Here is a 23,852-nt window from a genome sequence, read left to right on the forward strand (position 1 = left end):
ATGCCGCCGGCCGGAAACACCGGCGGCACCTTCCCGCCTGCTCAGGCGGTGGCGATGTAGGCCCTGATCTCCTCGGCCTCGCGCTCGACATCCTCGATGCGGCGCTTGACCACGTCGCCGATGGAGACGATGCCGTCGAGCAGACCGGCCTTTTCCACCGGCAGGTGGCGGAAGCGGCCTCTCGTCATGATCTCCATCACCTCGTTGACGGTGTGGTTTTCGTTGCAGATCTTGACCTTCGGAGTCATTGCCGAGCGCACGGCGATGTCGAGCGCGGCGGCGCCCTCCTTGGCCACGACCTTGACGATATCGCGCTCCGAGAGAATGCCGACGATCTTTCGGTCGCCATTGGTGATGACGAGCGCGCCGATCCTGTGCTCGGCCAGCATGCGAATGGCCTCGCTGAGTTTCTCATTAGGCCCGAGCGTGAACACGTCATGGCCCTTGCTTTCAAGAATTGCCTTAACCGTCATGGCGTCCTCCACAGCCTTTGACGCCGGCTCCCGCCACAACCGGCTTTTGAGCCCCGGCGCCCTTAGGAAGACACGGGGTGCTTAGGCAACATGGTGCGCCGTCATTGGTTGCATTTCAAGTGCGCCTAAGGACTAGGTCGCAGCCAGCGGATGGTCGAAGAAACGCAGCCCGAAAAAGCCGGCGACGAAGCCGCCGATATGCGCTTCCCAGGCGATCTGGCCTTCGATCCCCGGCGCGAAGCCGAGCAGACCCGTGGCGAGATTTATGACCATCCAGACTCCCAGAAAGGTCATGACGCCGCGCGAGCGCAATACCGCCGCGATCGGCAAGGGCTCGCCGGCGAAGGCCGCCCTGCCGGACGATCGGTCGACGCGGAAGCCATAGCGCGCCGCCGCGCCCATCATGCCGGAAATCGCGCCCGACGCACCGACCAGCGGCACCTCGCCAAGCGGATGCAACGCCCAGAAGAGCGCTACCGAAGCAAGGCTCGTCACGGCGAAGAACAACGCGAAGCGCAACGTGCCAAATCGATTGGCCAAAGGCGAACCAAAAGCGGCAAGCCAGATCATGTTGATCAGCAGATGCGCCACGCCGCCATGCAGGAAGGCATAGGTGAATGGGCTGGAAAAAGCATAGAAATCAAGGTCGTATCGGCCGGAATAGCGAATGGGGACGAAGGCCGCCCGGACGAGCAGGGCAAAATCCTGGTCGTCGGTCAGCAGATAGACACGCACCAGGTGGACAGCCACGCAGATGCCGATCACCGCCAGCACAACCGGCGGCAGGTTGAACACGGGTTCGCGGCGCGGCGGCTCGGAAGCCTCCTCTTCCGGCAGCGGTTCGTTTTCAGTGGGGCTTACGGGCTCGCTCATGCAGCCTTGCAGGTCCGGGACTCGGGATTTTCGACGAGCATGTAGATCACGCCCTTTCGAATCACAAACGGCTATTCGCCACAGCGCGCGTACGGAAAAGGGGCGAATCAGAACAGGGACGAATCAAAAAGAAGGCCGTCCAGGATTTCCCTGAACGGCCGGTCGAGTCCCCCTGCTCCCCATAAACCCGTGACTGAAGTGCTGCCGGTCGCTGCTGAAACGACCGTTTTGGAGTGATTTTGGTGTGCCACAGGCCTCGGCGGCGCGCAATGTAAACCACTTGTTAACCTTAACGACCCCGAGGCGTGAACAAACGTTAACGATACTGGCACGCATCCTGCTCCGCACCGCATGAAGGTCATCGGAGGGCGCCCTGTCTGTTCGCCGATGGGACATCAAAAGACAGATTGTGCGGAGCGGAATGGACATGAAAGAAAAAGGATCAATCGCGCTGTTCCAATATTGGAACCATCTGCGTGATGGTCGCCTCGCCCCGAAGCGATCGGAGGTGGAGCCGGCCGACATCAAGTCGCTTCTGGCCGACACTTTCATCCTCGAGCGCGATACACGCGGCGAAGCGGTGTTCCGGCTGGCCGGCACAAGGCTCTGCGCCTATTACGGCCGGGAGCTCAAAGGCTTCTCCTTCCCCTCGCTGTGGCGCGAGAAGGATCAGCGGCTGGTGTCACGGCTCATGCAAGGCGTTTTCGATCAGAAGTCGGTCCTGCTCATGACCTATGAGGGGTTCAGCCGCAACGGCCGCTCCAACAAATTCGAGCTCCTGGCGCTGCCGCTGGATGGGGGCGCCGAGAACCAGCGCTGCCTCGGCATAATCAGCACGGCCGACAAGCCCTTCTGGCTTGGCGCCGATCCGATCGCCGACGCGCTCATCGATACGATCCGGGTGATAGACCCCGACAAGGAGCCGATGTTCCTGAAGAACCGTCCGGCGATCGACGTCCCCTCGCTCGTTCCGGCCGAATTCGATCCTCCGGAGACCATTTCGGCGCTCGGCCGCGTGCGTCGCATCCGCCATCTCGTCGTCCTCGACGGCGGGCGTCACGAGTGAGCCTGGCCGCGCCGGATTTGCTCCTCGCCCGCGGTTGATTTTCCGCGTCGCGCGAGGCCCCGGGTCCAGGCTTTCACGGCCGATTTTTCCCGTTTGTTAACCTGCTTTGCTGTAGTTTTCGGGTGAAATTCCTCGCATCATCGCGCGGAGTGCCAACGGGGTGTAGGCAGTCATGAGGTCAGCGGCGGTAGAATATGCGCCGTCACGAGCTGAGCGGCGCAATTTTCAGCGTGTCCGCGTCAAGATTTACGGGCGCTTCATGCTGGAAGACCGCACCGAGCATCCATGCCAGGTGATCGATATGTCGCCAGGCAACGTTGCGTTGCGCACGGACCGTATCGGCAAGCCGGGCGAGAAGGTCATCGCCTATATCGACCATATCGGTCGTGTCGAAGGCATCGTAACGCGCACGTCGCAGGACGGCTTCGCCATGACCGTCATCGCCTCGGACCGCAAGAAGGATAAGCTCGCCGCGCAGCTCACCTGGCTTGCCAACAAGCATGAGCTCGACCTGCCCGAGGACCGCCGCCACGAGCGCGTGGCGCCGCGCAATCCGATGAGCGTCCTGCAGCTTACCGACGGGCGCCAGTATCAGTGCCGCATCATCGACCTGTCGCTCTCGGGCGCTGCAATCGAGATCGACGTCAAGCCGGCCATCGGCGTGCAGGTCATGCTGGGCACGATGCGCGGCCAGGTGGTGCGCCATTTCGAGGACGGCGTCGCCATCGAATTCGCGGTCATCCAGCGGCCGGAAACCCTCGACCAGGAATTCAACGCGCCGCGCTCCTGACATAAGCTCACCGCAAGCGAAGCGAACCGGCCCTCGGCGGCCGGTTTTTTGTTGCCTGGTTTTAGCCCGGCCGCTCAGCGCCGCAGGAGCCTCGCAAATCTGAACAATCCGAAATCGCGATAGTTCAAATTTTATGCTTATTCTACTGGCGTTTTACTCAATATCTACTTCGGGTTTTTGCGTCAAATAAATCCCAACGTGGCACAGTCTCCTTCAAACGGGGAGACTACCACAATGAAAATGACGAGGGGCAAGCTGTTGCTCTTGGCAATGGCGATGCAGCTGTCGGCGTGGGGCACGGCAAGCGCGGGACCGGCTTTCATGCATACGGGCGGACGCACCACCCAGCCGGTCGGTCATTACGATCTCTGCCAGCGCATCCCGGCCGAATGCAACGAGCGGACGCCGAAGGGCCCGCCGGTCGAGCTGACGCGCAAGCTGTGGGCGACGATCATCAACGTCAACAATTCGGTCAACACCCGCATCAAGCCGCGCACTGACATGGAGAACTACGGCGACGAGGAATACTGGGCCTATCCGGACAACGGCTATGGCGACTGCGAGGATTACGGACTGGAGAAGCGCCGCGAGCTGATGGCCGCGGGTGTGCCTGCCGGCGATCTGTTGATGACGGTGGTGCGCCAGCCGAATGGCGACGGTCATGCGGTGCTGACGGTGCGCACCAGCCTCGGCGAATTCATCCTCGACAATCTCGAACCGAAAGTGCTCGCCTGGAACGACACGGCCTACACCTATCTCAAGCGTCAATCGACTGAGAACTCGGGTGTTTGGGTGACGATCAACGACGGCCGCGAGGACGCGGTCGCCAGCGTCCGCTGAGACGCCAAAGCGATCGGGTACGTCGCCCGTGATGTAGCGACGTGCCCAAGGAGAAAGCCCGGTCGAGTCCCCACCCTCCCCGTCCCCAACGACCGGGTTTTAGGAGCCGGCCCCTGTCCCCGGGGCCGGCTCCGCTATTTCGGGCCGAGCCCACCCGCTGCAACCGATCGGCGCCGCACTGCTGACGACGCCCTTCCACGCCGAGGCGGATCAGAGCAGAATGGCTCGTTCATTGCGAATGAAGGCGATGCTGGAACTCCCTGAGGATCGCGGCGCCAGACACCGGCTGTTCATGGCTATAGACGGCGCCTTCAAGGCCGGGGATTTCGCAGCTTTGGGTCTCGCCCTCGGCGGCTCAGCACGCTGGTTCGACGAGCGGATGCCGTTCGAGCTCGGCCTCGGTCATCCGCTGGAATATGCGATCTACTGGAGCCCGGCCACGTTCATCAGCGCGCTTCTCGATGCCGGCTCGAACCCGAATTACGATGATCCTGCCGGGTTTCCCTCAATCATTGCGGCGTTGTCGACGGAGCGGCCGGACCGGTTGGATGTCGTCCGTATCCTGCTCGAGCATGGCGCGGACCCGGACATGCGCGGCGTGAACGACTGGACGCCCCTCCACTATTCAGTGTCCCGGCGCGACGCCGAGGCGATCCGTCTCCTGCTGCTCTCAGGCGCGGATCCGTCCCTGAGGACCCGTATCGACGACTACGAAACGGCGCTGGAAGGCGTGGAAGAGGCAGGTTTCGAAGCCGGCGCTTTTCTGCTGCGCGAAGCGATGAACAGCCGCCGCGGATGAAGACGTGCGGAGACGCTGCCGCCGTCGTCACACGGCCTTCAGCTTGGCCTTGAAGCGCCTAGCGTTGGCGACATAGTGCGCGGCCGAGACGCGCAGCCGCTCTATCGCCGCTTCGTCCAGCGTCCTGATCACCTTGGCCGGCGAGCCGACGATCAGCGAATTGTCCGGAAAAACTTTGTTTTCCGTCACGAGGGCGCCGGCGCCGACCAGCGAATTCTTGCCGATCCTGGCGCCGTTCAGCACGATGGCGCCCATGCCGATCAGGCTGTTGTCGCCGATCGTGCAGCCATGCAGCAGCGCCCTGTGGCCGATCGTACAGCCTTCGCCGATGGTCAGCGGAAAGCCCGGATCGGTGTGCATGATCGTATGTTCCTGCACATTGGTGTCGGCACCGATCGTGATGGGCTCGCCATCGCCGCGGATGACGACGCCGAACCAGAAGCCGACATTACGGCCGACCCGGATGTTGCCGATCAACGTGGCGTCCGGCGCGATCCAGTTCGTATCGGCGTCCTCGAACTCAGGCGCCTTCCCATCGATCGCATAGATCGGCATTTCTCGTCTCCGATTCGTCTCAACCAGCGAATTCGAAAGACCCTAGGTTGGCGGTCGCCCATGATGCAATGGCGATCAGCACGACGCCGAGCGCCAGTGCCCAGGCGATTGCAGTGCAGCCGCAGGACAAGAGCGCCATCGTGCCGATCCGGCCTTCGCGGCGGGCGGCCAAAGCCTCGTTGGCGAGCATAAACGGCCCGGCGCAAGCCGTTGCCGCCAGCGAACGCAGGATATGGACAGGCGAAACATAGGGTTCGGCAAAGGCCAGGCGCCGGCCTGACAACAGTTCCATGGCCGACCCGGCCAGCCCGCAAGCCGTGACGCCAACCGCAAACGCGTAAAGAACAAGCACAATGGGATCCATATTTACCAACCGTTTACCATGAAAACGCACAGTCGTGCCAACGCGCTGCAAGAGCCATGCCGCGCCGGCTGTGCCGCCGAAGGACAGATGGGCGGATCGAGGAAGAAGGAATGAAAGACGCAACGACTGCCGAGAGCCCGGACTTCGAGGTCGTCGATTCGACCCTGATGAAGCGGGTCTTCTACATCTTCGCGGCGCTGGCGCTGCTTTCGGTGGCGATCAGCGTCGGCGGCAAATGGCTCGGACGGTCGATCGCCATGGCCGGCTATACGGACGATACGACGGTGCGCCAGATCGTCATGGGCAACAACCTGATCAGCGTGCCGGCTAACTTCATCCGCTTCGACCAGGCCAGGCGCGACGGCATCGCCTCGCGGCTCGATCTCTATCTGCGTTATCCCGAGATGGACGGCTACAGCACGGCCTCGCGCGACGACTTCAACCACACGACGACCAGGAAGATCATCTTCCTGTCATTCGAGCCGCGGATGATGTCGCGCGACATGAGCGGCCGCTTCGCACCGATCTACAGCGCCCTGATCGAAAAGCCGGGCACGCCCGGTCCAGGCGGCACGACGATTTACACCTTCACGGAAAAGTCAGGCTATCTCAACGAGATGCTGGCCGTTGCCGAGCGCGCTGGCAAGGATCCGTTCGTCGCCCGCTGCCTGAGCGGTCCGAGCGCGGAGGAATCACTAGCGCCCTGCGAGCGCGACATCCAGGTCGGCGACGATCTCAGCCTCACCTATCGTTTTCCTCGCGAGCTGCTGGCGGATTGGCCGGCGCTCGACGCGGCGATCGCCGCAAAGGTGGCAAACATCCTGAAGACGGGCCACTGACAGTTCCAGTTTAATCGCCTACTGGGCTCCAGGCCTCGCCTTGGCGGCCGGAAATACCGGCTGGCATAGGACTGACAAGGCGCGCTAATAGTCAGCCATGACGCCAGCCTATCTTGCCTTCGACCCGACCAGCCGCCGCCTGCGCCTCGACCCGCACGAACCAACCTTCGTGCAGAATCCTTATGAGGCCTATGCCTTCCTAAACAGCACCGCCAACGCCTTCTTTTGGGAAGACTATGGTTTCTGGTGTTTTGGTGGTTTCGACGACGTCAACCGGTTGTTGCGCGACCGTCGCTTCGGCCGGCAGAACCCGGCCGGAATTCCCGACAGCCGCGGCGTGGGCGACGACCGCTCGCATCTCGCGGCCTTCGATGCCACCGAGGCCAATTCCATGCTGGAGCTGGAGCCGCCGGTGCATACGCGGCTCAGAACGCTGGTCAACCGCGCCTTCGTCTCGCGTCAGGTCGAGCGCCTCAGGCCACGCATCGAGGTGCTGGCGAATGAACTGATCGACCGCTTCGAGCCAAAAGGCGTCGACCTTCTGCCGGCCTACGCCTCCCCCTTGCCGATCACCATCATCGCCGAGATGCTCGGCGTTCCAGTCGAGATGGGACCGCAACTGCTCGACTGGTCGCATCAGATGGTCGCCATGTACATGCATGGCCGCACGCGCGAGGCCGAGGACATGGCCAACCGCGCCGCGCGCGACTTCTCTGACTTCCTGCGCGGCTATGTCGCCGAGCGGCGCAGGAAGCCGGGCGACGACCTGCTGTCGCTCTTGATCGAGGCGCAGGACAACGGCCAGAAGCTGTCGGAAGACGAGCTGGTTTCCTCGGCCATCCTGCTTCTCAACGCCGGCCATGAAGCGACCGTGCACCTGACCGGCAATGCGGTGCGATCGATCCTGGCGCAAGGCGGCGATCCGCGCCGCTTCTTCGAAACGCCGGAAAGAAACGCCGCGACAGTCGAGGAGTGCCTGCGCTACGACGCGCCGCTGCATATGTTCCTGCGCTACGCGTATGAGGAGATCGAGGTTTCGCCGGGCATCCTGGTGAAACCCGGGGAGATGGTGGCGCTGCTGCTCGGCATGGCCAATCATGACCCGTTGGCGTTTGCCGAGCCTAACACCTTCAATCCGGCCCGGACGGACCAGAAGAACGTCTCCTTCGGCGCCGGCATCCATTTCTGCATCGGCGCGCCGCTGGCGCGGCTTGAGTTGCAGGTGTCGCTGAAGACGCTGTTCGACCGGCTGCCAAAGCTTCGTCTGGCAGAAGTGCCGCGTTTCCGCGACACCTATCACTTCCACGGGCTGGAGCGGGTTGCCGTCACGTTTTGAGCCAAGGCCTAACGCGGCTTCGTCATCCTTGGGCGTAGCGAAGCGACGCGCAGACCACAGAATGACGAAACGATAGGCCCCCACTCAGAGCTTGATCACATATTCCTTGCGCGTCGTCTCCAGCACTTCCCATGTGCCCTTGAACCCTGGCCTCAGCACGAAGCTGTCGCCGGCCCGCACGGTGCGGGCCTCGCCGCCGTCCTCGGCGATCACCGAGACCCCGGACAGGATGTGGCAGAATTCCCATTCGTCATAGACGATGCGCCATTTGCCTGGCGTCGCTTCCCAGATGCCGGCATAGAGACCGCCGTCGCGCTCCTCGACGTTCCAGGTGCGGAATTTGGGATCGCCCGACAGCACGCGATCCGGGACCGGCGCGCCGGCCTCCGGTTCTACGTTGTCGGCATTGACCGCAAGGAAGGCCGACATATCAGACCTTGCCGAGCGCCTGTTCGAGATCGGCGACGATGTCGTTCACGTCCTCGATGCCGATCGACAGCCGCACCGTGTCCGGCCCGGCGCCGGCCTTGACCTTCTGCTCGTCGGAAAGCTGTCGGTGCGTGGTCGAAGCCGGATGGATGACCAGCGACTTGGTGTCGCCGACATTGGCGAGGTGCGAGAACAGTTCGAGCGCCTCGACGAATTTGATGCCGGCGTCGTAGCCGCCCTTGAGGCCGAAGGTGAACACCGCGCCGGCGCCCTGCGGCGAATATTTCTTCTGCAGCGCATTGTTCTTGTCGCCTGGGAGGCCGGGATAGTTCACCCAGGCAACCTTGGGATGGTTCGACAGCCAGCCGGCAACGCTCGCCGCGTTGTCGCAGTGGCGCTGCATCCTGAGCGGCAGCGTTTCCAGGCCGGTCAAGATCAGGAAAGCGTTGAAGGGCGAGATCGCCGGGCCAATATCGCGCAGGCCGAGCACGCGCGCGGCAATGGCGAAGGCGAAATTGCCGAAGGTCTCGTGCAGGACGAGGCCGCCATATTCAGGCCGCGGCTCCGACAGCATCGGGTATTTGCCGGACTTCGACCAATCGAAGGTGCCGCCATCGACGATGACGCCGCCGATCGAATTGCCGTGGCCACCGATGAACTTGGTCAGCGAGTGCACGACGATGTCGGCGCCGTGCTCGATAGGCCGGACCAGATAAGGCGAGGCCAGCGTGTTGTCGACGATCAGCGGCAGGCCGTGCCTGCGGGCGATATCGCCGATCTTCTCGATATCGACGAAGACGCCGCCGGGGTTGGCCAGGCTCTCGATGAAGATCGCCTTGGTCCTGTCGTCGATCTGGCTCTCGAAAGTCGCCGGATCGTTTGCTTCTGCCCAGCGAACTTCCCAGCCGAAGTTCTTGAAGGCATGGCCGAACTGGTTGATCGAACCGCCATAAAGCTTGTTGGCGGCGATGAAATTGTCGCCGGGCTGCATCAGGTTGTGGAAGACCAGCACCTGGGCTGCATGGCCGGAAGCTACGGCAAGCGCCGCCGTGCCGCCTTCGAGCGCCGCCACACGCTCCTCGAGAACCGCCTGAGTCGGGTTCATGATGCGGGTGTAGATGTTGCCGAAGGCCTTCAGCCCGAACAGCGAGGCGGCATGGTCGGCGTCGTCGAAGACAAACGAGGTCGTCTGGTAGATCGGCGTGGCGCGCGCGCCGGTTGCCGGATCGGGCTTTGCGCCGGCATGAACGGCTAAAGTGTTGAAACCGGGCGTACGGGTCATCGAAACCTACCTCTCCTGATCTTCGAAAATCGCCGGGCATTCTTGGCGAAGCCCGAGTTGGAATGCAAAGAAGAAAATACCGTTCGGGGCGCGATCTGCGACGAACGCCCGGAAAAATGCATTTCTTCCCGGAATAATTTTGCGCGAACCGCGGCCCGCCTATTTCTGCCGCACGCCGAAGCTCTGGAAGCCCTGCCTCATCAAAGGCTTCTTAGACGACAGCACGCCGGAGTTGACGCCGGTCCAACCGATCTCGCCCGACAGCTTGCCGTACTCGATCTTCGGGCAACGATTCATCACCACCTTGATGCCGGCGGCCTCGGCGCGGGCAGCGGCCTCGGCGTGACGTACGCCAAGCTGCATCCAGACGACCTTGGGCAGCGGATCGAGCTTCAGCACCTGGTCGACGATGCCGGGCACTGCCGCCGAGCCTCGAAAAACATCGACCATATCGACCGGATGCGGCAGATCCACCAGGCTGGCATAGACCGTCTGTCCGAGGATCTGCTTGCCGGCATGACCGGGATTGATCGGCAGCACCGAAAAGCCCTTGGCCAAAAGATATTTCAGCACGAAATAGCTCGGCCGCACGTCGTTGGGCGAGGCGCCGACCATGGCGATCGTCCTCACCGAGTTCAGGATGCCGGCGATGTAGGCGTTGTCGTAGCTATCGTGGTTCATGCTGCCGTGGTCTTCCTGCGGTAATGGTAGCGATAGAGCTCGCGGTTGAAGCCGAGCGAGGCGTAGAGCGCGCGGGCGGGCGTGTTGTCGGCGACCACCTGCAGGCACCCGGCCTTTGCGCCCGCTCGCCTGGCCCAGCCGATCAGGCTGCCGACCGTCCTGCGGCCGAGCCCCTGCTGCCTGAAACCGGCGTCGGTTTCAACCGCCTCGACGACGAGCAGCCCGTTGCGGATGACGCCAAAGGCAAAGGCTGCGATTTGGCCATCACGCTCGCATGACACAAATGCCCTGTCGCCCGCGATCAAGCTCGCCATATGGCGAAAGATGCGGCGCTCCGCATCGTCGTAGCCGCCGGTACGGAAGCGCGCCTCGAACCAGTTCTCGGTCGGCGCCGCTGACACCGTGACGTCGCCATCGCTATGTCCCTGAAGCGCGTCGATCTCGGCATGGAGGTGTATCGTACCGCCTTCCCGGCTGTAATCCCGACGGTCGAGTTCGAGTTCCAGTTCGGGGGCGATGTCGGGAACGCGAAACAGCGGGGCCTGGCCATGGCTGGTGTAGAACGCCTCGGCGGCGTCGACTACCCGCCCCGGCGTACCGCGCCTGCCGCGCAGGGGATTAGCGGAATTCGGCCGCCTTATCCGCCCGCCTGAGCTGCGCAACATCCATCCGAGAGCGACGGTCTCGAGCGCCGCAGGCCATGCCTCACGACAGGCTTCTTCCACTTCCCAACTGAGGTCTTCCCGGTTCACGCGCCCACCGCTAGTCATCGTCATCCCGCAATGCCTCCTCCATAAAGGTCTGCGGGTCGCTGCAGAAGTCGCGCATCATGCGAAAATGATCGGTGTCCTGAAAATCGACCGGGTCGAGGCCGAAGCGGCTGATGCGGAACAGCCGTGCATTCGGGCAAGCCATCAGCAGCGGCGAGTGTGTCGCCATGATCACCTGGGCGGTGCCGGATTGCTCCATGCGTTGAAGCAGTTTCAGCAATTCGATCTGGCGCGTCGGCGACAGCGCGCTCTCAGGCTCGTCGAGGATATAGATGCCTTGCCGGCGGCAGCGCTCCTCGAAGAAGCGGATGAAGCCCTCACCATGCGACCAGGAGAGGAAATCGGGCGGCGGCGGCTTGAACGGATCCTCGAGCGCAACCTTATCGAGGTAGCGCGCGACAGAGTAGAAAGACTCGGCGCGAAAGAACCAACCGGCGGTGACCTTCGGCAGCCAATGTGCGCGAAACGCGCCAGCAAGTGACGCGCCGCTCTTGTCAATAGCGATGGAATGATCGACGGGCATGTAGCCCTTTCCGCCGCCCGCCTCGTCATAGCCGGCCAGCGCACCAATGGCTTCAAGCAGCGTCGATTTGCCGGTGCCGTTTTCGCCGACGATGATGGTGATGGCCGAGGCGAATTCGAACTCGAATTCGCGATCACGAAAGATCGGCAGGTTCCAGGGATATTGCTCCCAGTCGGCAACGCGCGACGGCTCAAGCAGGATGCGCGTGAGATAGGGCGCTTTCAGCCGCGTCAGTTGCTTGCGGGCAGCCACGTCGAACCCTCAGCGATGGGATGGCGCGGCTCCATTCAAACCGGCTACTCGTCGGCCCACTCGGGCTTACGCTTGCCGATGAAGGCGCCGATACCTTCCTCCGCATCTCGCGCCAGCATGTTTTCGACCATCACGCGGCCGGTATAGGCATAGGCGTCGGCGAGCCCCATTTCGGCCTGGGCGTAGAAGGCTTCCTTACCGGTCTTGACCACCAAAGATGATTTGGATGCAATGGTTTGCGCGTATTTGTTGACAACCTGATTCAGATATTCGCGCGGCACGATGCGGTTGACCAGCCCGAATTCCTTGGCGGTCGCGGCGTCGATCGTCTCGCCGGTCAGAAGCATCTCCATCGCCTGCTTGCGCGAGACGTTACGCGACAGCGCCACCATCGGCGTCGAGCAGAACAGGCCGATGTTGACGCCCGGCGTGCAGAAGCTGGCCTCATGCGAGGCGATGGCGAGGTCGCAGCTGGCGACCAACTGCAGGCCGGCGGCGGTGGCAAGACCGTCGACCTCGGCGATCACTGGCTTCGGGTGACGCACGATCGTCTGCATGAGCTTGGCGCAGGCGGCGAATGTCTCTTCGAAGAACGCCTTACCCCGATCCGGATCGGCGCGGCGAGCCGTCATTTCCTTGAGGTCGTGGCCGGCGCAGAACACTTTTCCCGATGCGGCCAGGATGATGACGCGCACGGATTTGTCGGTCTTCACGCGATCGAGCTCGGCCTGCAGCGCCGCCATCGTCGCCAAGGACAGCGCATTGGCCGGCGGGCTGGCGAGCGTGAGGCGCAGGATGCCCTTGTCCTGGGCGACAAGAACGGGGCCGTCGGCGACGGCGGGCTTGATGGCGACGACTTCGGCCATTTCCAAACCTCTCGGGTCAGCGCTCGCAGCGCATGGAGCAACAGAACTAGCACGCTGCCGGTTGAAGAACAGCCGCGAGCCGTGTTTTCTCCGTCGCACCGTTTGGTCCAGGCACGTCGCCCGGAGCTTGCCCTTTCATATAGGACGCCGCCCATGCCTGCCCAAAGCAATCTGAAGCCAATGCTCAACGCGGCCGAGGTCAATGCGTTGATGGCGAGCGTCTATCCGCAGCTCAACGACAATTTCACCTCCTATGAGGCGATCGACGTGTTCCCGGGTGGCTGCACGGTGCGGCTCAACGCCGATGAGCGGCATCTGCGCCCCGGTGGCACGGTCTCGGGTCCGTCGCTGTTCACGCTTGCCGACATCGGCGGCTATGTCTGCGTTCTCAGCCATGCCGGCCCGGACGCGCTTTCGGTGACGGTCAACCTCGACATCAACTTCATGCGCAAGGCCGAAGCGGGCCCGATCGACGGCCATTGCCGGATCCTGAAGCTCGGCAAGAGCCTGATGGTGTTCGACATCGACATCGTGGCAGGGCCGGATGGGCACACTGTGGCGCATGCCACCGGCACCTATTCGATCCCAAGGAAGCTCGACAATGATGCGGTAAAATAATACCTCATTACCAACGCATTGTTTTTGCTACGTTTATTCGCCATAACTCATTTTTCGCTGCCTTGACGCATCAACCGCCCTCGCCTATAAGCCCTCGCGAAGCAGCGGCCCGCAACGGCCGCCGTTTTGTTATTGGCGGGTGGCTCCGGTTCTCCCGTCAATCCAAGCAACAAGAAACGCCTTCTCCCTGCCCCTCCTGGGACGGGAAAGGTCAACCTGAGAGCAAAACCATGGCTACCTTTTCGCAGAAGCCTGCGGATGTGGTGAAGAAGTGGGTGCTGATTGACGCCGAAGGTCTCGTCGTCGGTCGTCTGGCCACCGTCATCGCCAACCATCTGCGCGGCAAGCACAAGCCCACCTTCACCCCGCATGTCGATGATGGCGACAACGTCATCGTCATCAATGCCGACAAGGTGGTGCTCACTGGCAAGAAGTACACCGACAAGGTCTATTACTGGCACACCGGCCATCCCGGCGGCATCAAGGAGCGCACCGCGCGCCAGCTGCTCGAGGGCCGGTTCCCCGAGCGCGTCCTCGAGAAGGCCGTCGAGCGCATGATCCCGCGCGGCCCGCTTGGCCGCCGCCAGATGAAGAATCTCCGCGTCTATGCTGGCGCCGAGCATCCGCACACCGCCCAGCAGCCCGTCACGCTCGACGTGGCCAAGCTGAACTCCAAGAACAAGAGGGCTTCGTAATGGCTGAGCTTTCCTCGCTCGCAGAACTCGGCACCGTCGCCGCGCAGCCGGCCGCGCCCGTGCATGTCCAGAAGCTCGACAAGTCGGGCCGCGCCTATGCTACCGGCAAGCGCAAGAACGCCATCGCGCGCGTCTGGGTGAAGCCGGGCTCCGGCAAGATCACCATCAACGACAAGGAATTCGCGACCTATTTCGCGCGTCCGGTGCTGCAGATGATCCTCAACCAGCCGATCGTCGCGGCCAACCGCGCCGGCCAGTACGACATCGTCGCCACCGTCATCGGCGGCGGCCTCTCGGGCCAGGCGGGTGCCGTGCGTCACGGCATCTCCAAGGCGCTGACCTACTATGAGCCGGGCCTGCGCTCGGTGCTCAAGAAGGGCGGCTTCCTGACCCGCGACAGCCGCGTGGTCGAGCGCAAGAAGTACGGCAAGGCGAAGGCCCGCCGCAGCTTCCAGTTCTCGAAGCGCTAAGCGTCGAGAGACGCAAGATCTCGAAAGGCCGCCTCCGGGCGGCCTTTTTGTTTCCATTACCAGTGCCCGGCCGGCGTTTTGATATAGTCGATGAAGGCACGCAGTGGCGCGGGCACCAGCCGTCGGCCGGGATAATAGAGAAACGGCCCCGAGAAGTTTTGCCACCACGGCTCCAGCACAGGTTCCAGCACGCCGCTCTCAAAATGCGGACGCACCCAGTCCTCGAACAGCCAGAGAATGCCGACGCCGGCGATCGCCGCATCGATAGCGAGATCGACGCCTCCACCGATGCTGACGAGCAATGGGCCCGTGGTATCGACCCGCACCACCTCGCCATCCCGCTCGAACTCCCAGGGCGTCATGACCCCGCTCGGGAAGCGGCCGCGCACGCAGGCATGACCAAGCAGATCACGGGGATGCTGCGGCCGACCGTGCCGGTCAAGGTAGGCCGGCGCGGCGGAGGTGGTGAAGCGCTGCGTGCGCGGTCCGATCGGCACGGCGATCATGTCCTGTTCCAGCCGCTCGTCATAGCGGATGCCGGCATCGCAGCCAGCCACCAGCAGATCGATAAAGTTCTCCTCGGCAATCACCTCCAGGCGAATGGCGGGATAGGCCGCGAGAAATCCCGGAACGATCCGGGGCAGCACCAGCCGCGAGGCGCTTATCGGCACGTTGAGGCGCAAGGTGCCGGCAGGACGATCGCGAAAGCCGTTCACCACATCGAGCGCCGCCTCGACCTCGCCCAGCGCCGGGCCAAGCCGCGCGAGCAAGCTGGCGCCGGCCTCGGTCAAGGCGACGCTTCGCGTGGTGCGGTTGAAAAGCCTGACGCCAAGCTGGGTCTCCAACCTGCGAATAGCCTCGCTGAGCGCGGAGGCGCTGCCCGCCGTCGCGCGCGCACCTTCGCGAAAGCCTCCGGCGCGCGCCACCGCCATGAACGCCTGAAGATCGTTGAGCTCAGCCGCCATTGTTCCAGATTCCGCACAAGCTGTGCCGATTATATCCGGTTATCGGGACAGCAGCCATGCCCTATCTCTCTCGCCGACAGCGAAGGAGAAAACGCAATGTCCAGCGTAGACAAATCCGGCATTTACAAACTCGGCGACCGCTCGGTCCGTCGCATCGGCTATGGCGCCATGCAGCTTGCGGGCAAAGGCGTGTTCGGTCCGCCCAAAGACCATGACGCAGCCATCGCCGTGCTGCGCGAAGCAGTGGCGAATGGGGTCAATCACATCGACACCAGCGACTATTATGGCCCTTATGTAACCAACAAGCTGATCCGCGAGGCACTGGCGCCCTACCCCGACGACCTTACCATCGTCACCAAGATCGGCGCGCGGCGCGGCGAAGACGCCTCCTGGCTGCCGGCCTACTCGGCCGATGAGCTCGAACAGGCCGTGCACGACAATCTTCGCAACCTCGGCCTTGAGGTGATGGACGTCGTCAATCTGCGCATCATGTTCGGGGTGCATGGCCCGGCCGAAGGTTCGATCGAGGCGCCCCTGACCGTGCTGGCGGAACTGCAGCGCAAAGGCCTGGTGCGCCATATCGGCCTAAGCAACGTCACCCGTGCGCAGATCGCGGAAGGCCGTAAGATCTGCAAGATCGTCTGCGTGCAGAACCAATACAATCTGGCCCACCGGGACGATGACGCGCTGATCGACGAACTCGCACGCGACGGTGTCGCCTATGTGCCGTTCTTCCCGCTTGGCGGCTTCAGCCCGCTGCAATCCTCGACGCCGTCCGGCGTGGCGGAGCGGCTTGGCGCGACGCCGATGCAGGTTGCGCTGGCGTGGCTGCTGCAGCGCTCGCCCAATATCCTGCTGATCCCGGGCACATCGTCGGTTGGGCATCTGCAGGAGAACCTGGCGGCCGCGGGGCTGAAGCTGTCGGCCGAGGTGCTGCGCGAGTTGGAGGGCGTGGCGAAAGCCGCGTGAGCCTTAATCTCCCCCCTTGAGGGGGAGATGTCGCCGAAGGCGACAGAGGGGGTCGCTTCGCGTGGAGCGCCAGCGCCTTCCGCAACGAGAGACCACGCAGGCGATTTACGTGAGACGACCCCTTCTGGCCTGCCGGCCATCTCCCCCTCAAGGGGGGAGATTCCAGTTCCAGCGCCTCGCTCAATTTATACTCGCCGTATGCGCCGGCTCGGCCTGCTTGATGTCTGTCGTGTAAGGCACCCTATAACCATTCGCCGCCAGCCACTCGATCGCCGCTTTCGGCTCGTCGGTCTGAATGATCGTGGCGCCGTGGTCGACCCAGAAGCCCCAGGCTTCGCGCGGCAGGCTGGCGGCGACCGCCAGCTCGTCGCCGCGGCCGCCGGCGAGGAAGCCGCCGGGCTTGTTGACGATGGCGTAGGTGTCGGCCCAGAGGTGCCAGTCGCCGCGGGCCGCTTCCGCCCGCATATGGTTGCTGAACAGCGGGCCGCCGGTCGACGTCAGCGTCTCGGCACCGTTGCGCCAATTGATCAATTCGATGGCGCGCGGCGCGAAAGCCTTGTCGACCTCGCCGGCAAAGGTTGCGTCATGCACGGCATCGTCGGCGAGGATCGGCATGAACTGGAAGCCGCCGCCGGCCTTGGCAAGTGCTGCGCTTGCGGCATCGATGCGCTGGCGGTTCCAGAGGTTCTCCTTGACGATCACCTGATCGGCCATGCCGAGATCGCGCGCCTCCGCTATCATGCCCGGCAGGTCAGTCACCTCCAGCTTGTTGTCGAGATTGATCAGGATCCTGTCCCTGGTCGCAAGCAGCATCTCGCGCAATGTCGACACCGTCTCGTTGGTGACGACGCCCGTGCCCTCAATCACCAGCCGGCATTTCTTCAGCTCGGCAAGCGTGTATTTCACCACCTCACCTTTGCAATTGGTCGTTCTGTCGAGCCAGCTGTCATGCATGATGACGAACTCACCGTCTTTCGCGCGCCGCACGTCGACCTCGACGATCTCGGCGCCGATCGCGATCGAGCCTTCGACGGCGGCCAGTGAATTCTCGGCATAAAGCGTCTTGCCGGCCTGCATGCTGCCGGCCCGATGCGCGGCGATCATCACATGATCGCGCCACTGGTTGGCATGTTCGAAGCGGTCGAGGATTTGGGCGGCACGCGTCTCGCCGGCTAAACTTTGGCCCGAGACAGCGGCAAGCGCGGCGGACAGAAGAAGGCTCAGCCAGAGTGTTCGCATCGGGGAATCGCTCCGTTCCGGGTCGGGACCCGGTTAGGCGATGCCCATGACATGCCGGTGAACGAAGCCGGCTAGTTGTTTCCTCAGATCAGCTTCGCAAGGCGCCGGAACCAGGCCAGCGCCGGCATTTCGACGAAGCGCCAGGTGAACCACGACGCGACGATGACAGCGATCAACATGGCGATCAAAGCCGCAAAGCCGATCCAGGGCGAGCCGGCGCCGAAGCCGGTCGCGTGGTCGCCGCGCAGCATCAGGTCGCCGACGATGCCGAGCCCGAGCTTGCGTTCGATCAGGCCGCCGACATTGATCATGCGCGCCTGGACGAAGACGTGGACCATGTAGATCGAATAGGAGAGCGAGCCGAGCAGCAGCATCGGCCGGCTGCGCAGCAGGGCGCTGACCAGACCGCCCTCATGGGCAAACAAGTAAAGCGCCAGGGCGAAGACAACCTGCGCCGCAATGCCAAGGTCGTTGGTGCCGGCGATGGAGACGAACAGCGCGATCCCCGCGATCATCGCAATCTCGGCCAGCGTCCAGGCGAGGCGCCCTGCCCCGTCGCTCAGCGCCTGTCGCGCCTCTGCAATGGAATCGTGCTGAAACCAGGCAAGCAACGCGCCGAGCGAGAAGCCGTAAAGGCAGCGGATGAAGCCGAAATCGAAGGACACGTCCATATGACGCGTCGAGACCGCGATCAGGAAAAGCGGCGCCGTCACGGCGGCGGCGACGAACCATATCCACGCGCGCCGGCCAGCGATGAAGACGACGGCGGCAAAGAGCAGATAGGTGAAGAACTCGGCCGAAATGCTCCAGCTCGGCGCGTTCCAGCTCAGACGATCCTCAACGCCCATGCCTTGCAAAAGGAACAGGTTGGCGACGAGGCTTTTCAGGCCGAAACCGGCGGTGAAGGGTGCCGGACCTGTTCCGTGCAGCGCCGGCAGGACGAGCCGCAGCGCCTCGAAGCCGGCGAAGGCAGCAAGCATCAGGATATGCAGCGGGTAGATGCGGCCGAAGCGCACCAGCGCGAACCGGGCAAGGTCGTCCTGCTCGCTCAGCCGGCTGCCATAGGCGCTGGCGATGACGAAGCCGGAGAGCACGAAGAAGAAATCGACGAACAGGTAGGAGCCACCGACAAAGGCGCTTTGCGAGATCATCGAGGTGGTCGGGAAATGGAACAGCGCCACCAGCAGCGCGCAGATACCGCGCCAGGAATCCAGCACCAGGAAGCGCTCCCCGGCCATCGTGCCGACACGGGTCGCCGCCGGCGCGGGCACAAGGTTGAGCAAGGCGGTCTCAGCCATAATGATACAGGTCCTGTGTTGCCGTGGCACTCGCCGAGCGCCGCTTCCTTTCCGCAAGCAGTGACTGGCATGTTGCGTGCCGGTTCTGTAGTTGTGGCTGCCCGATGAAAACCGAGGACCCGTAATGGCGAACCAAGAGATCGACCACGCCTTCACTGCCCGCTCCAAGACGGGCGCGTCGTTCGAGCCGACCTATGCCGGCGCGCTGTCGTTCATGCGGCGCAAATACACGAAAGACGTGAAGGGCGCGGACGCCGTCGTGTGGGGCATTCCTTTCGACGCCGCGGTCACCAACCGGCCCGGTGCGCGCTTCGGGCCGCAGGCGATTCGCCGCGCCTCGGCGATCCTCGACAACGATCCGCAATATCCGTTCTCGCGCGATCTGTTCGAGCACCTCTCGGTGGTGGACTACGGCGATTGCCTGCTCGACAGCGGCAATCACCAGAAGACGCCGGGCACGATCGAGCGCGAGGCGGCCAAGATCCTGAAATCAGGCGCGTTCCTTTTGACCCTCGGCGGCGACCATTTCGTCACCTGGCCGCTGCTCAAGGCGCATGCCGCGATCCACGGGCCGCTGGCGATGGTGCAGTTCGACGCGCATCAGGACACCTGGCCGGATGACGGCAAGCGCATCGACCATGGCTCCTTCGTCGCCCGTGCGGTCAAGGAAGGCATCATCGACCCCGACCGCTCGATCCAGATCGGCATCCGCACCCATGCGCCCGACACGTTCGGCATAAAAATCCTCTACGGCCACGAGGTCGAGGAAATGCGCGCCTCCGACATCGCCTATGCGATCGTCGAGCGCACCGGCGGCAAGAAGACCTACCTCACCTTCGACATCGACTGCCTCGACCCGGCCTTCGCGCCCGGCACCGGCACGCCGGTGTCCGGTGGCCCCTCCTCGGCAAAGATGCTGTCGACGCTGCGCCAACTCGGCCAGATCGACATCGTCGGCGCCGACATCGTCGAGGTTGCGCCGGCCTATGATCATGCCGATATAACGGCCATCGCCGGATCGATCATCGCCATGCATTATCTCGGCCTGCTGGCGGAGCGAAAGGCACGGGCGGAAGAGCTGAGCAACGGCAATCATGTCGCGCTAAATCATGCTCACGGCATATGACATTGGAATCGCAGGGAATCAGGCAAGCGATGAAACCGAAAATCTTCATTGACGGCGAACATGGCACGACGGGCCTGCAGATCAGGGCGCTGCTGGCCGACCGTGGCGACCTGGAGATCATCTCCATCCCCACCGAACGCCGCAAGGAGACCGCCGCCCGCGCCGAATTCCTCAACGCGGCCGATGTCGCGATCCTTTGCCTGCCGGATGCGGCGGCGAAGGAGAGCGTGTCGCTGATCACGAACGACACGACCAAGGTGATCGACGCCTCGACGGCGCATCGCGTGGCCGAGGGCTGGGAATATGGCTTCGCCGAAATGGACAAGGGCCAGGCGAAGAAGATCGGCGGCGCGAAACGCATCGCCAATCCGGGCTGCTGGCCGCAAGGCCCGATCGCTACGCTGCGGCCGCTGGTTGCGGCCGGCCTGCTGCCTGCCGACTTCCCAGTCACCGTCAACGGCATCTCCGGCTATTCGGGCGGCGGCCGGCCGATGATCGAGGACTATGTCGGCAAGGGCGAGGACGCGCCCGAATTCCTGCCCTACGGGCTGACGCTGCAGCACAAGCATGTGCCGGAGCTCCGTACCTATGCGAAGCTGTCGCACGACCCGATCATGCAGCCGGCGGTGGGCAATTTCGCGCAGGGCATGATCACCGTGGTGCCGCTGCAGCTCGGCGGCCTCGACCGCGTGCCGACCGGCGCCGAGCTTCACGCGGCGATTGCCGACCATTATGCGTCGATCGACGGCGGCGTGGTGGAGGTTGCGCCCTACACCCATATGGAGCGCATCCCGGAGATCGACCCGGAGGTCTATAACGGCACCAACCGGATGAAGGTCTATGTGTTCGCCAATGACGAGCGGGCGCAGGCGCTGCTGATGGCCGTCTACGACAATCTCGGCAAGGGTGCTTCCGGCGCCGCAGTGCAGAATCTCGACCTGATGCTCGGCATCAAGCACTGACAGGTCATGCAGGCATTTCCCGAGCGCTGGAAGGTCAGCGTTCCTGAACTCATTGCAGAGACCTTTTCCAGCCGGATCTGGAAGGTGATGCGCGAGGATGGTTCGCCGGCGATCGTCAAGGACCTGAAACCCTTCGACGACGTGGCGGACGAGTTGCGCGGCGAGCATTACCTCGCCTGGCGGCGCGGCGAAGGCGCGGTGCGGCTGCTCGGCCGTGTCGGCAATCGCATGCTTCTCGAACATGCCGGCGACAGGCTGCTTTCCGAGCATCTTGCGGAGCATGGCGACGATGCCGCCACCGCGATCGCGGCCGACGTGATGGCGAAGCTGCTGTCGCCGTCCGAGCACACGCCTCCGCCCGACCTGCAGCCGCTGCGGGAACGGTATGTCAGCCTGTTTCGAGCGGCCAAGGCCGACCGGGCCACCGGGCGAACCAGCCTCTATGTCCACGCCGCAGACATCGCCGAGCGGTTGTTTGCCGATCCGCACGAGATCAAGCCGCTGCATGGCGACCTGCATCACGACAACATCCTGCTCGGGCCGCGCGGCTGGCTGGCGATCGATCCGAAGGGGGTCATCGGCGATCCCGGCTTCGATGCGGCCAACATGTTCTACAATCCGCTCGACCGCGACGATCTCTGCCTCGATCCGCGCCGGATCGCGCATATGGCCGACATGTTTGGAAAGACGCTCGGGCAGTCGCCACGTGCCATTCTCGACCACGCGATCGCCTATGGCTGCCTGTCGGCCGCGTGGCATCGCGAGGACAAGAACGCGGTCGACGAGAAGCGGGAGCTGGCCGTCGCCGAGGCAATCCGCATGGTTCGGGCAAAGCTTTGAATGTTTAGGGCGATGGCCGTGGTAACCATCGATTCACCATAATCGACTACTGATGGAATCCAGCCTCCCACGAAGGATATCCCATGGTCAGCGCGATCTCGAGCTCCGTCCAGTCGGTGCAATATTCCTCGTCAACGTCGTCCGACGACGCGGCGCAGGAAGCCGCGCTCGAAAAACAGATCCAGGCCCTGCAAGATCAAGCAAAGGCGGCTCAGGATGAAGCCGACGCGGCAAGGCTGCAGCAGCAGGCCGCCGCCCTCCAGGCCAAGCTCGACGCGCTCAAGGCCGCCGACGCGAAAAAGACCGACCAGAACCAGTCGACGACGTCCGCGGCCGCCGCCCGCCAGGCGGAATTCGACAACGAGCCGACGACCCAGTCGCATTTGTTCTCGATGTGAGCGTCAGCTTCTGGCGCTCATCTTCGTCGGCAGCGGATAAGCGCCCTTGGTGCCGCGCCAATGCGCGGCGGCGAAGCCGAGCAACACAAGCGCGATCGCCTGATGCGTCAACGCCATGTGCAGCGGCACCTGCATCAGCAGCGTGCCGATGCCGATCGAGGCCTGGACGACCACCAGCACGAACAGAAGCGTGGCCCGGCGGGCATGGGTGGTGCCAGGCTGGCGCCGCCACGTCGCGATCATATGCCAGAGCGCCACGACAAAGATCGTATAGGCGCCGATGCGATGCACGAACTGCACCGTCTTCGGATTTTCAAAGAAGTTCAGCCAGGCGGGCTTCAGGAGAAGCAGATCGGACGGGATCATTTTTCCGTCCATCAGCGGCCATGTGTTGTAGGAAAGGCCCGCGTGCAGCCCGGCGACCAGCCCGCCGAGATAGATCTGGATCATCGCCAAAAGCACGATGAAGCCGGCAAGCCGCTGCGTCGACCGGTCGGCGGCCGGCTCCGAATGCGGCGCCAGCCCGCGCGCGACGACCATGGTTGCGGTGAAGATCAGCGCGGCAAGCGTCAGATGCGTCGCCAGCCTGTACTGGCTGACCGAGACGCGATCGACCAGGCCCGAAGCCACCATCCACCAGCCGATGGCGCCTTGCAACCCGCCAAGCGCCAATATGCCGGCGAGCTTCAGCCCGAGGCCGCGTTCGATGCGCCGCGTCGCCCAGAAGAACAGCAGCGGCAAGGCAAAGACGACGCCGACGCTACGCGCCAGGATACGGTGCGCCCACTCCCACCAGAAGATCGACTTGAAGTCCTGGACGCTCATACCCTTGTTGATCTCGGCATATTGCGGGATCTGCTGGTAGCGCTGGAACTCTTCCTGCCATTCGGCGTCGTTGAGCGGCGGGATGACGCCGTGGATCGGCTGCCACTCCGTGATCGACAGCCCCGACCCGGTGAGGCGCGTGGAGCCGCCGACCAGCACCAGCGCGAACAGCACAAGCAGCACGGCGTAAAGCCAGCCGCGCACCAAAGCGCGGTTGTGGAGGTCGCGGGCGCGGGCGGCATAGGGAGCCGTGGCGGTGATGGCAGCCATGGGCGTTTTTCCGGCAGTTGAAGCGCTGACGTGGTGGACCAAGGCCGCCCGACTGGCAAGCCTGTCCAGCGCGGCACGCCGTCGCGCCGGGCCGCGACGGTTGCGCGCTCCCTTCATTCGGCCTAAGCGGGGCGGATCAACGGAACCGCGACATGCCCATTCGCCTGAAAAAGCTGATCGGAACCATTCTGCTAGTGGCATTGGTCGTCATCTACGCGCTGATCGCCTCCGCCATCGCGGTCACCAGGCTGGTCGAATATGGTCCGACCGTGCATCTCCTGTTCTTCCTGTTCAGCGGTTTTCTCTGGGTTCTGCCGGCCATGGCCATCATCAAGTGGCTGATCATCGAGCCGCGTCCGAAGAGCTGAGCCGCCCTCGGCCAGGCCAAACACGAATGTGATTCAGACGTAATTGAACCCGCGCCTACCCTGCCTGGCTG

The 23,852-nt window shown here is 63.5% G+C and carries 29 protein-coding genes; 15 read left to right on the forward strand and 14 right to left on the reverse strand.

The features are described 5' to 3' along the window. Positions 1 to 41: 41 nt before the first annotated feature. Together RFM41_RS11405 and RFM41_RS11410 are read right to left on the reverse strand one after the other, a co-directional pair. Complete coding sequence (locus RFM41_RS11405; RefSeq protein ID WP_320245306.1) at positions 42 to 473, reverse strand: CBS domain-containing protein; 432 nt, start codon at positions 471 to 473, stop codon at positions 42 to 44. A 132-nt stretch (positions 474 to 605) separates the two neighbouring features. Beyond that, the gene (locus RFM41_RS11410; protein WP_320245307.1) at positions 606 to 1,346 is read right to left on the reverse strand and encodes a rhomboid family intramembrane serine protease; all 741 of its coding nucleotides are present in this window, start codon (positions 1,344 to 1,346) and stop codon (positions 606 to 608) included. Between the two features lie 427 nt (positions 1,347 to 1,773). Here RFM41_RS11410 and RFM41_RS11415 point away from each other — a divergent pair, with 427 nt between their 5' ends. From RFM41_RS11415 to RFM41_RS11430, 4 genes are all read left to right on the forward strand, one after another. Further along, positions 1,774 to 2,412: a PAS domain-containing protein gene (locus RFM41_RS11415; RefSeq protein WP_320245308.1), complete on the forward strand. Its 639-nt coding sequence runs from the start codon at positions 1,774 to 1,776 to the stop codon at positions 2,410 to 2,412. A 172-nt stretch (positions 2,413 to 2,584) separates the two neighbouring features. Beyond that, entirely contained in the window at positions 2,585 to 3,202 is a 618-nt protein-coding gene (locus tag RFM41_RS11420; RefSeq protein WP_040999862.1) for a PilZ domain-containing protein, read from the forward strand. A gap of 234 nt (positions 3,203 to 3,436) precedes the next feature. Next, on the forward strand, positions 3,437 to 4,042 hold the full coding sequence (locus RFM41_RS11425; RefSeq protein ID WP_320245309.1) for a transglutaminase-like cysteine peptidase: 606 nt from the start codon (positions 3,437 to 3,439) through the stop codon (positions 4,040 to 4,042). Positions 4,043 to 4,262: 220 nt separating this feature from the next. Beyond that, complete coding sequence (locus RFM41_RS11430; protein WP_320245310.1) at positions 4,263 to 4,841, forward strand: ankyrin repeat domain-containing protein; 579 nt, start codon at positions 4,263 to 4,265, stop codon at positions 4,839 to 4,841. 27 nt (positions 4,842 to 4,868) lie between these two features. Here the strand turns inward: RFM41_RS11430 and RFM41_RS11435 are convergent, their stop codons facing one another. Both RFM41_RS11435 and RFM41_RS11440 read right to left on the reverse strand, forming a co-directional pair. Then, on the reverse strand, positions 4,869 to 5,396 hold the full coding sequence (locus RFM41_RS11435) for a gamma carbonic anhydrase family protein (RefSeq protein ID WP_320245311.1): 528 nt from the start codon (positions 5,394 to 5,396) through the stop codon (positions 4,869 to 4,871). Between the two features lie 19 nt (positions 5,397 to 5,415). After that, complete coding sequence (locus tag RFM41_RS11440) at positions 5,416 to 5,811, reverse strand: DUF6949 family protein (protein WP_430708735.1); 396 nt, start codon at positions 5,809 to 5,811, stop codon at positions 5,416 to 5,418. 59 nt (positions 5,812 to 5,870) lie between these two features. Here RFM41_RS11440 and RFM41_RS11445 point away from each other — a divergent pair, with 59 nt between their 5' ends. Beyond that, the gene (locus RFM41_RS11445) at positions 5,871 to 6,599 is read left to right on the forward strand and encodes a hypothetical protein (protein WP_320245312.1); all 729 of its coding nucleotides are present in this window, start codon (positions 5,871 to 5,873) and stop codon (positions 6,597 to 6,599) included. 97 nt (positions 6,600 to 6,696) lie between these two features. After that, the gene (locus RFM41_RS11450) at positions 6,697 to 7,935 is read left to right on the forward strand and encodes a cytochrome P450 (protein WP_320245313.1); all 1,239 of its coding nucleotides are present in this window, start codon (positions 6,697 to 6,699) and stop codon (positions 7,933 to 7,935) included. A gap of 84 nt (positions 7,936 to 8,019) precedes the next feature. On the opposite strand, the gene RFM41_RS11455 is transcribed toward RFM41_RS11450, so the two are convergent. The 6 genes from RFM41_RS11455 to RFM41_RS11480 all read right to left on the reverse strand — a co-directional run bounded on the left by RFM41_RS11455 (position 8,020) and on the right by RFM41_RS11480 (position 12,738). Beyond that, the gene (locus RFM41_RS11455; RefSeq protein ID WP_320245314.1) at positions 8,020 to 8,364 is read right to left on the reverse strand and encodes a cupin domain-containing protein; all 345 of its coding nucleotides are present in this window, start codon (positions 8,362 to 8,364) and stop codon (positions 8,020 to 8,022) included. A 1-nt stretch (position 8,365) separates the two neighbouring features. Beyond that, complete coding sequence (locus RFM41_RS11460) at positions 8,366 to 9,646, reverse strand: O-acetylhomoserine aminocarboxypropyltransferase (RefSeq protein ID WP_320245315.1); 1,281 nt, start codon at positions 9,644 to 9,646, stop codon at positions 8,366 to 8,368. A gap of 159 nt (positions 9,647 to 9,805) precedes the next feature. After that, positions 9,806 to 10,327, reverse strand: coding sequence for a CoA-binding protein (locus tag RFM41_RS11465; protein ID WP_320245316.1), 522 nt, complete (start codon positions 10,325 to 10,327; stop codon positions 9,806 to 9,808). Then, a complete protein-coding gene (locus tag RFM41_RS11470; protein WP_320245317.1) occupies positions 10,324 to 11,103 on the reverse strand; it encodes a GNAT family N-acetyltransferase in 780 nt (259 codons plus the stop codon). The genes RFM41_RS11465 and RFM41_RS11470 overlap by 4 nt, the downstream gene beginning before the upstream one ends. Beyond that, positions 11,090 to 11,872, reverse strand: a complete 783-nt coding sequence (locus RFM41_RS11475) for an AAA family ATPase (RefSeq protein WP_320245318.1) — start codon at positions 11,870 to 11,872, stop codon at positions 11,090 to 11,092. Before RFM41_RS11475 ends, RFM41_RS11470 begins: the two co-directional genes overlap by 14 nt. A gap of 44 nt (positions 11,873 to 11,916) precedes the next feature. After that, entirely contained in the window at positions 11,917 to 12,738 is an 822-nt protein-coding gene (locus RFM41_RS11480) for an enoyl-CoA hydratase (RefSeq protein WP_320245319.1), read from the reverse strand. Between the two features lie 153 nt (positions 12,739 to 12,891). On the opposite strand from RFM41_RS11480, the gene RFM41_RS11485 reads away from it, so the two are divergent. The 3 genes from RFM41_RS11485 to rpsI all read left to right on the forward strand — a co-directional run bounded on the left by RFM41_RS11485 (position 12,892) and on the right by rpsI (position 14,521). Next, on the forward strand, positions 12,892 to 13,356 hold the full coding sequence (locus RFM41_RS11485) for a PaaI family thioesterase (protein WP_320245320.1): 465 nt from the start codon (positions 12,892 to 12,894) through the stop codon (positions 13,354 to 13,356). A 230-nt stretch (positions 13,357 to 13,586) separates the two neighbouring features. Then, positions 13,587 to 14,051 carry a 50S ribosomal protein L13 gene (gene rplM, locus RFM41_RS11490; protein ID WP_320245321.1) on the forward strand — a complete coding sequence of 155 codons (465 nt, stop codon included), beginning with the start codon at positions 13,587 to 13,589 and terminating at the stop codon, positions 14,049 to 14,051. Continuing rightward, positions 14,051 to 14,521 (forward strand): 30S ribosomal protein S9, encoded by a 471-nt coding sequence (gene rpsI, locus RFM41_RS11495; protein ID WP_320245322.1) that lies wholly within the window; start codon positions 14,051 to 14,053, stop codon positions 14,519 to 14,521. Before rplM ends, rpsI begins: the two co-directional genes overlap by 1 nt. Before the next feature lie 56 nt (positions 14,522 to 14,577). On the opposite strand, the gene RFM41_RS11500 is transcribed toward rpsI, so the two are convergent. Further along, entirely contained in the window at positions 14,578 to 15,486 is a 909-nt protein-coding gene (locus RFM41_RS11500) for a LysR family transcriptional regulator (protein ID WP_320245323.1), read from the reverse strand. Between the two features lie 96 nt (positions 15,487 to 15,582). On the opposite strand from RFM41_RS11500, the gene RFM41_RS11505 reads away from it, so the two are divergent. After that, positions 15,583 to 16,455 carry an aldo/keto reductase family oxidoreductase gene (locus RFM41_RS11505; RefSeq protein WP_320245324.1) on the forward strand — a complete coding sequence of 291 codons (873 nt, stop codon included), beginning with the start codon at positions 15,583 to 15,585 and terminating at the stop codon, positions 16,453 to 16,455. 180 nt (positions 16,456 to 16,635) lie between these two features. Here the strand turns inward: RFM41_RS11505 and RFM41_RS11510 are convergent, their stop codons facing one another. Continuing rightward, positions 16,636 to 17,694, reverse strand: a complete 1,059-nt coding sequence (locus RFM41_RS11510; RefSeq protein WP_320245325.1) for a glycerophosphodiester phosphodiesterase family protein — start codon at positions 17,692 to 17,694, stop codon at positions 16,636 to 16,638. Positions 17,695 to 17,777: 83 nt separating this feature from the next. After that, on the reverse strand, positions 17,778 to 18,992 hold the full coding sequence (locus RFM41_RS11515; protein WP_320245326.1) for an acyltransferase family protein: 1,215 nt from the start codon (positions 18,990 to 18,992) through the stop codon (positions 17,778 to 17,780). 124 nt (positions 18,993 to 19,116) lie between these two features. On the opposite strand from RFM41_RS11515, the gene speB reads away from it, so the two are divergent. From speB to RFM41_RS11535, 4 genes are all read left to right on the forward strand, one after another. Beyond that, complete coding sequence (gene speB, locus RFM41_RS11520; protein ID WP_320245327.1) at positions 19,117 to 20,118, forward strand: agmatinase; 1,002 nt, start codon at positions 19,117 to 19,119, stop codon at positions 20,116 to 20,118. Positions 20,119 to 20,147: 29 nt separating this feature from the next. Next, positions 20,148 to 21,080: an N-acetyl-gamma-glutamyl-phosphate reductase gene (argC, locus tag RFM41_RS11525; protein ID WP_320245328.1), complete on the forward strand. Its 933-nt coding sequence runs from the start codon at positions 20,148 to 20,150 to the stop codon at positions 21,078 to 21,080. A gap of 6 nt (positions 21,081 to 21,086) precedes the next feature. Next, on the forward strand, positions 21,087 to 21,920 hold the full coding sequence (locus RFM41_RS11530; RefSeq protein WP_320245329.1) for an aminoglycoside phosphotransferase family protein: 834 nt from the start codon (positions 21,087 to 21,089) through the stop codon (positions 21,918 to 21,920). A gap of 83 nt (positions 21,921 to 22,003) precedes the next feature. Then, a complete protein-coding gene (locus RFM41_RS11535) occupies positions 22,004 to 22,318 on the forward strand; it encodes a hypothetical protein (protein ID WP_320245330.1) in 315 nt (104 codons plus the stop codon). 3 nt (positions 22,319 to 22,321) lie between these two features. On the opposite strand, the gene RFM41_RS11540 is transcribed toward RFM41_RS11535, so the two are convergent. Beyond that, positions 22,322 to 23,413 (reverse strand): COX15/CtaA family protein, encoded by a 1,092-nt coding sequence (locus tag RFM41_RS11540; protein WP_320245331.1) that lies wholly within the window; start codon positions 23,411 to 23,413, stop codon positions 22,322 to 22,324. Between the two features lie 152 nt (positions 23,414 to 23,565). Here RFM41_RS11540 and RFM41_RS11545 point away from each other — a divergent pair, with 152 nt between their 5' ends. Beyond that, positions 23,566 to 23,781: a DUF2842 domain-containing protein gene (locus RFM41_RS11545; protein ID WP_320245332.1), complete on the forward strand. Its 216-nt coding sequence runs from the start codon at positions 23,566 to 23,568 to the stop codon at positions 23,779 to 23,781. Positions 23,782 to 23,852: the final 71 nt, after the last annotated feature.

Origin of the sequence: Mesorhizobium vachelliae (assembly GCF_033977325.1) — a bacterium.
Classification (GTDB): Bacteria; Pseudomonadota; Alphaproteobacteria; order Rhizobiales; family Rhizobiaceae; genus Mesorhizobium; species Mesorhizobium vachelliae.

Bases quoted from the DNA above. Each gene is read 5' to 3' on its own strand.
- RFM41_RS11405 (WP_320245306.1), bottom strand. From the start codon at position 473: ATGACGGTTAAGGCAATTCTTGAAAGCAAGGGCCATGACGTGTTCACG.
- RFM41_RS11410 (WP_320245307.1), bottom strand. From the start codon at position 1,346: ATGAGCGAGCCCGTAAGCCCCACTGAAAACGAACCGCTGCCGGAAGAG.
- RFM41_RS11415 (WP_320245308.1), top strand. From the start codon at position 1,774: ATGAAAGAAAAAGGATCAATCGCGCTGTTCCAATATTGGAACCATCTG.
- RFM41_RS11420 (WP_040999862.1), top strand. From the start codon at position 2,585: ATGAGGTCAGCGGCGGTAGAATATGCGCCGTCACGAGCTGAGCGGCGC.
- RFM41_RS11425 (WP_320245309.1), top strand. From the start codon at position 3,437: ATGAAAATGACGAGGGGCAAGCTGTTGCTCTTGGCAATGGCGATGCAG.
- RFM41_RS11430 (WP_320245310.1), top strand. From the start codon at position 4,263: ATGGCTCGTTCATTGCGAATGAAGGCGATGCTGGAACTCCCTGAGGAT.
- RFM41_RS11435 (WP_320245311.1), bottom strand. From the start codon at position 5,396: ATGCCGATCTATGCGATCGATGGGAAGGCGCCTGAGTTCGAGGACGCC.
- RFM41_RS11445 (WP_320245312.1), top strand. From the start codon at position 5,871: ATGAAAGACGCAACGACTGCCGAGAGCCCGGACTTCGAGGTCGTCGAT.
- RFM41_RS11450 (WP_320245313.1), top strand. From the start codon at position 6,697: ATGACGCCAGCCTATCTTGCCTTCGACCCGACCAGCCGCCGCCTGCGC.
- RFM41_RS11455 (WP_320245314.1), bottom strand. From the start codon at position 8,364: ATGTCGGCCTTCCTTGCGGTCAATGCCGACAACGTAGAACCGGAGGCC.
- RFM41_RS11460 (WP_320245315.1), bottom strand. From the start codon at position 9,646: ATGACCCGTACGCCCGGTTTCAACACTTTAGCCGTTCATGCCGGCGCA.
- RFM41_RS11465 (WP_320245316.1), bottom strand. From the start codon at position 10,327: ATGAACCACGATAGCTACGACAACGCCTACATCGCCGGCATCCTGAAC.
- RFM41_RS11470 (WP_320245317.1), bottom strand. From the start codon at position 11,103: ATGACGATGACTAGCGGTGGGCGCGTGAACCGGGAAGACCTCAGTTGG.
- RFM41_RS11480 (WP_320245319.1), bottom strand. From the start codon at position 12,738: ATGGCCGAAGTCGTCGCCATCAAGCCCGCCGTCGCCGACGGCCCCGTT.
- RFM41_RS11485 (WP_320245320.1), top strand. From the start codon at position 12,892: ATGCCTGCCCAAAGCAATCTGAAGCCAATGCTCAACGCGGCCGAGGTC.
- rplM (WP_320245321.1), top strand. From the start codon at position 13,587: ATGGCTACCTTTTCGCAGAAGCCTGCGGATGTGGTGAAGAAGTGGGTG.
- rpsI (WP_320245322.1), top strand. From the start codon at position 14,051: ATGGCTGAGCTTTCCTCGCTCGCAGAACTCGGCACCGTCGCCGCGCAG.
- RFM41_RS11500 (WP_320245323.1), bottom strand. From the start codon at position 15,486: ATGGCGGCTGAGCTCAACGATCTTCAGGCGTTCATGGCGGTGGCGCGC.
- RFM41_RS11505 (WP_320245324.1), top strand. From the start codon at position 15,583: ATGTCCAGCGTAGACAAATCCGGCATTTACAAACTCGGCGACCGCTCG.
- RFM41_RS11510 (WP_320245325.1), bottom strand. From the start codon at position 17,694: ATGCGAACACTCTGGCTGAGCCTTCTTCTGTCCGCCGCGCTTGCCGCT.
- RFM41_RS11515 (WP_320245326.1), bottom strand. From the start codon at position 18,992: ATGGCTGAGACCGCCTTGCTCAACCTTGTGCCCGCGCCGGCGGCGACC.
- speB (WP_320245327.1), top strand. From the start codon at position 19,117: ATGGCGAACCAAGAGATCGACCACGCCTTCACTGCCCGCTCCAAGACG.
- argC (WP_320245328.1), top strand. From the start codon at position 20,148: ATGAAACCGAAAATCTTCATTGACGGCGAACATGGCACGACGGGCCTG.
- RFM41_RS11530 (WP_320245329.1), top strand. From the start codon at position 21,087: ATGCAGGCATTTCCCGAGCGCTGGAAGGTCAGCGTTCCTGAACTCATT.
- RFM41_RS11535 (WP_320245330.1), top strand. From the start codon at position 22,004: ATGGTCAGCGCGATCTCGAGCTCCGTCCAGTCGGTGCAATATTCCTCG.
- RFM41_RS11540 (WP_320245331.1), bottom strand. From the start codon at position 23,413: ATGGCTGCCATCACCGCCACGGCTCCCTATGCCGCCCGCGCCCGCGAC.
- RFM41_RS11545 (WP_320245332.1), top strand. From the start codon at position 23,566: ATGCCCATTCGCCTGAAAAAGCTGATCGGAACCATTCTGCTAGTGGCA.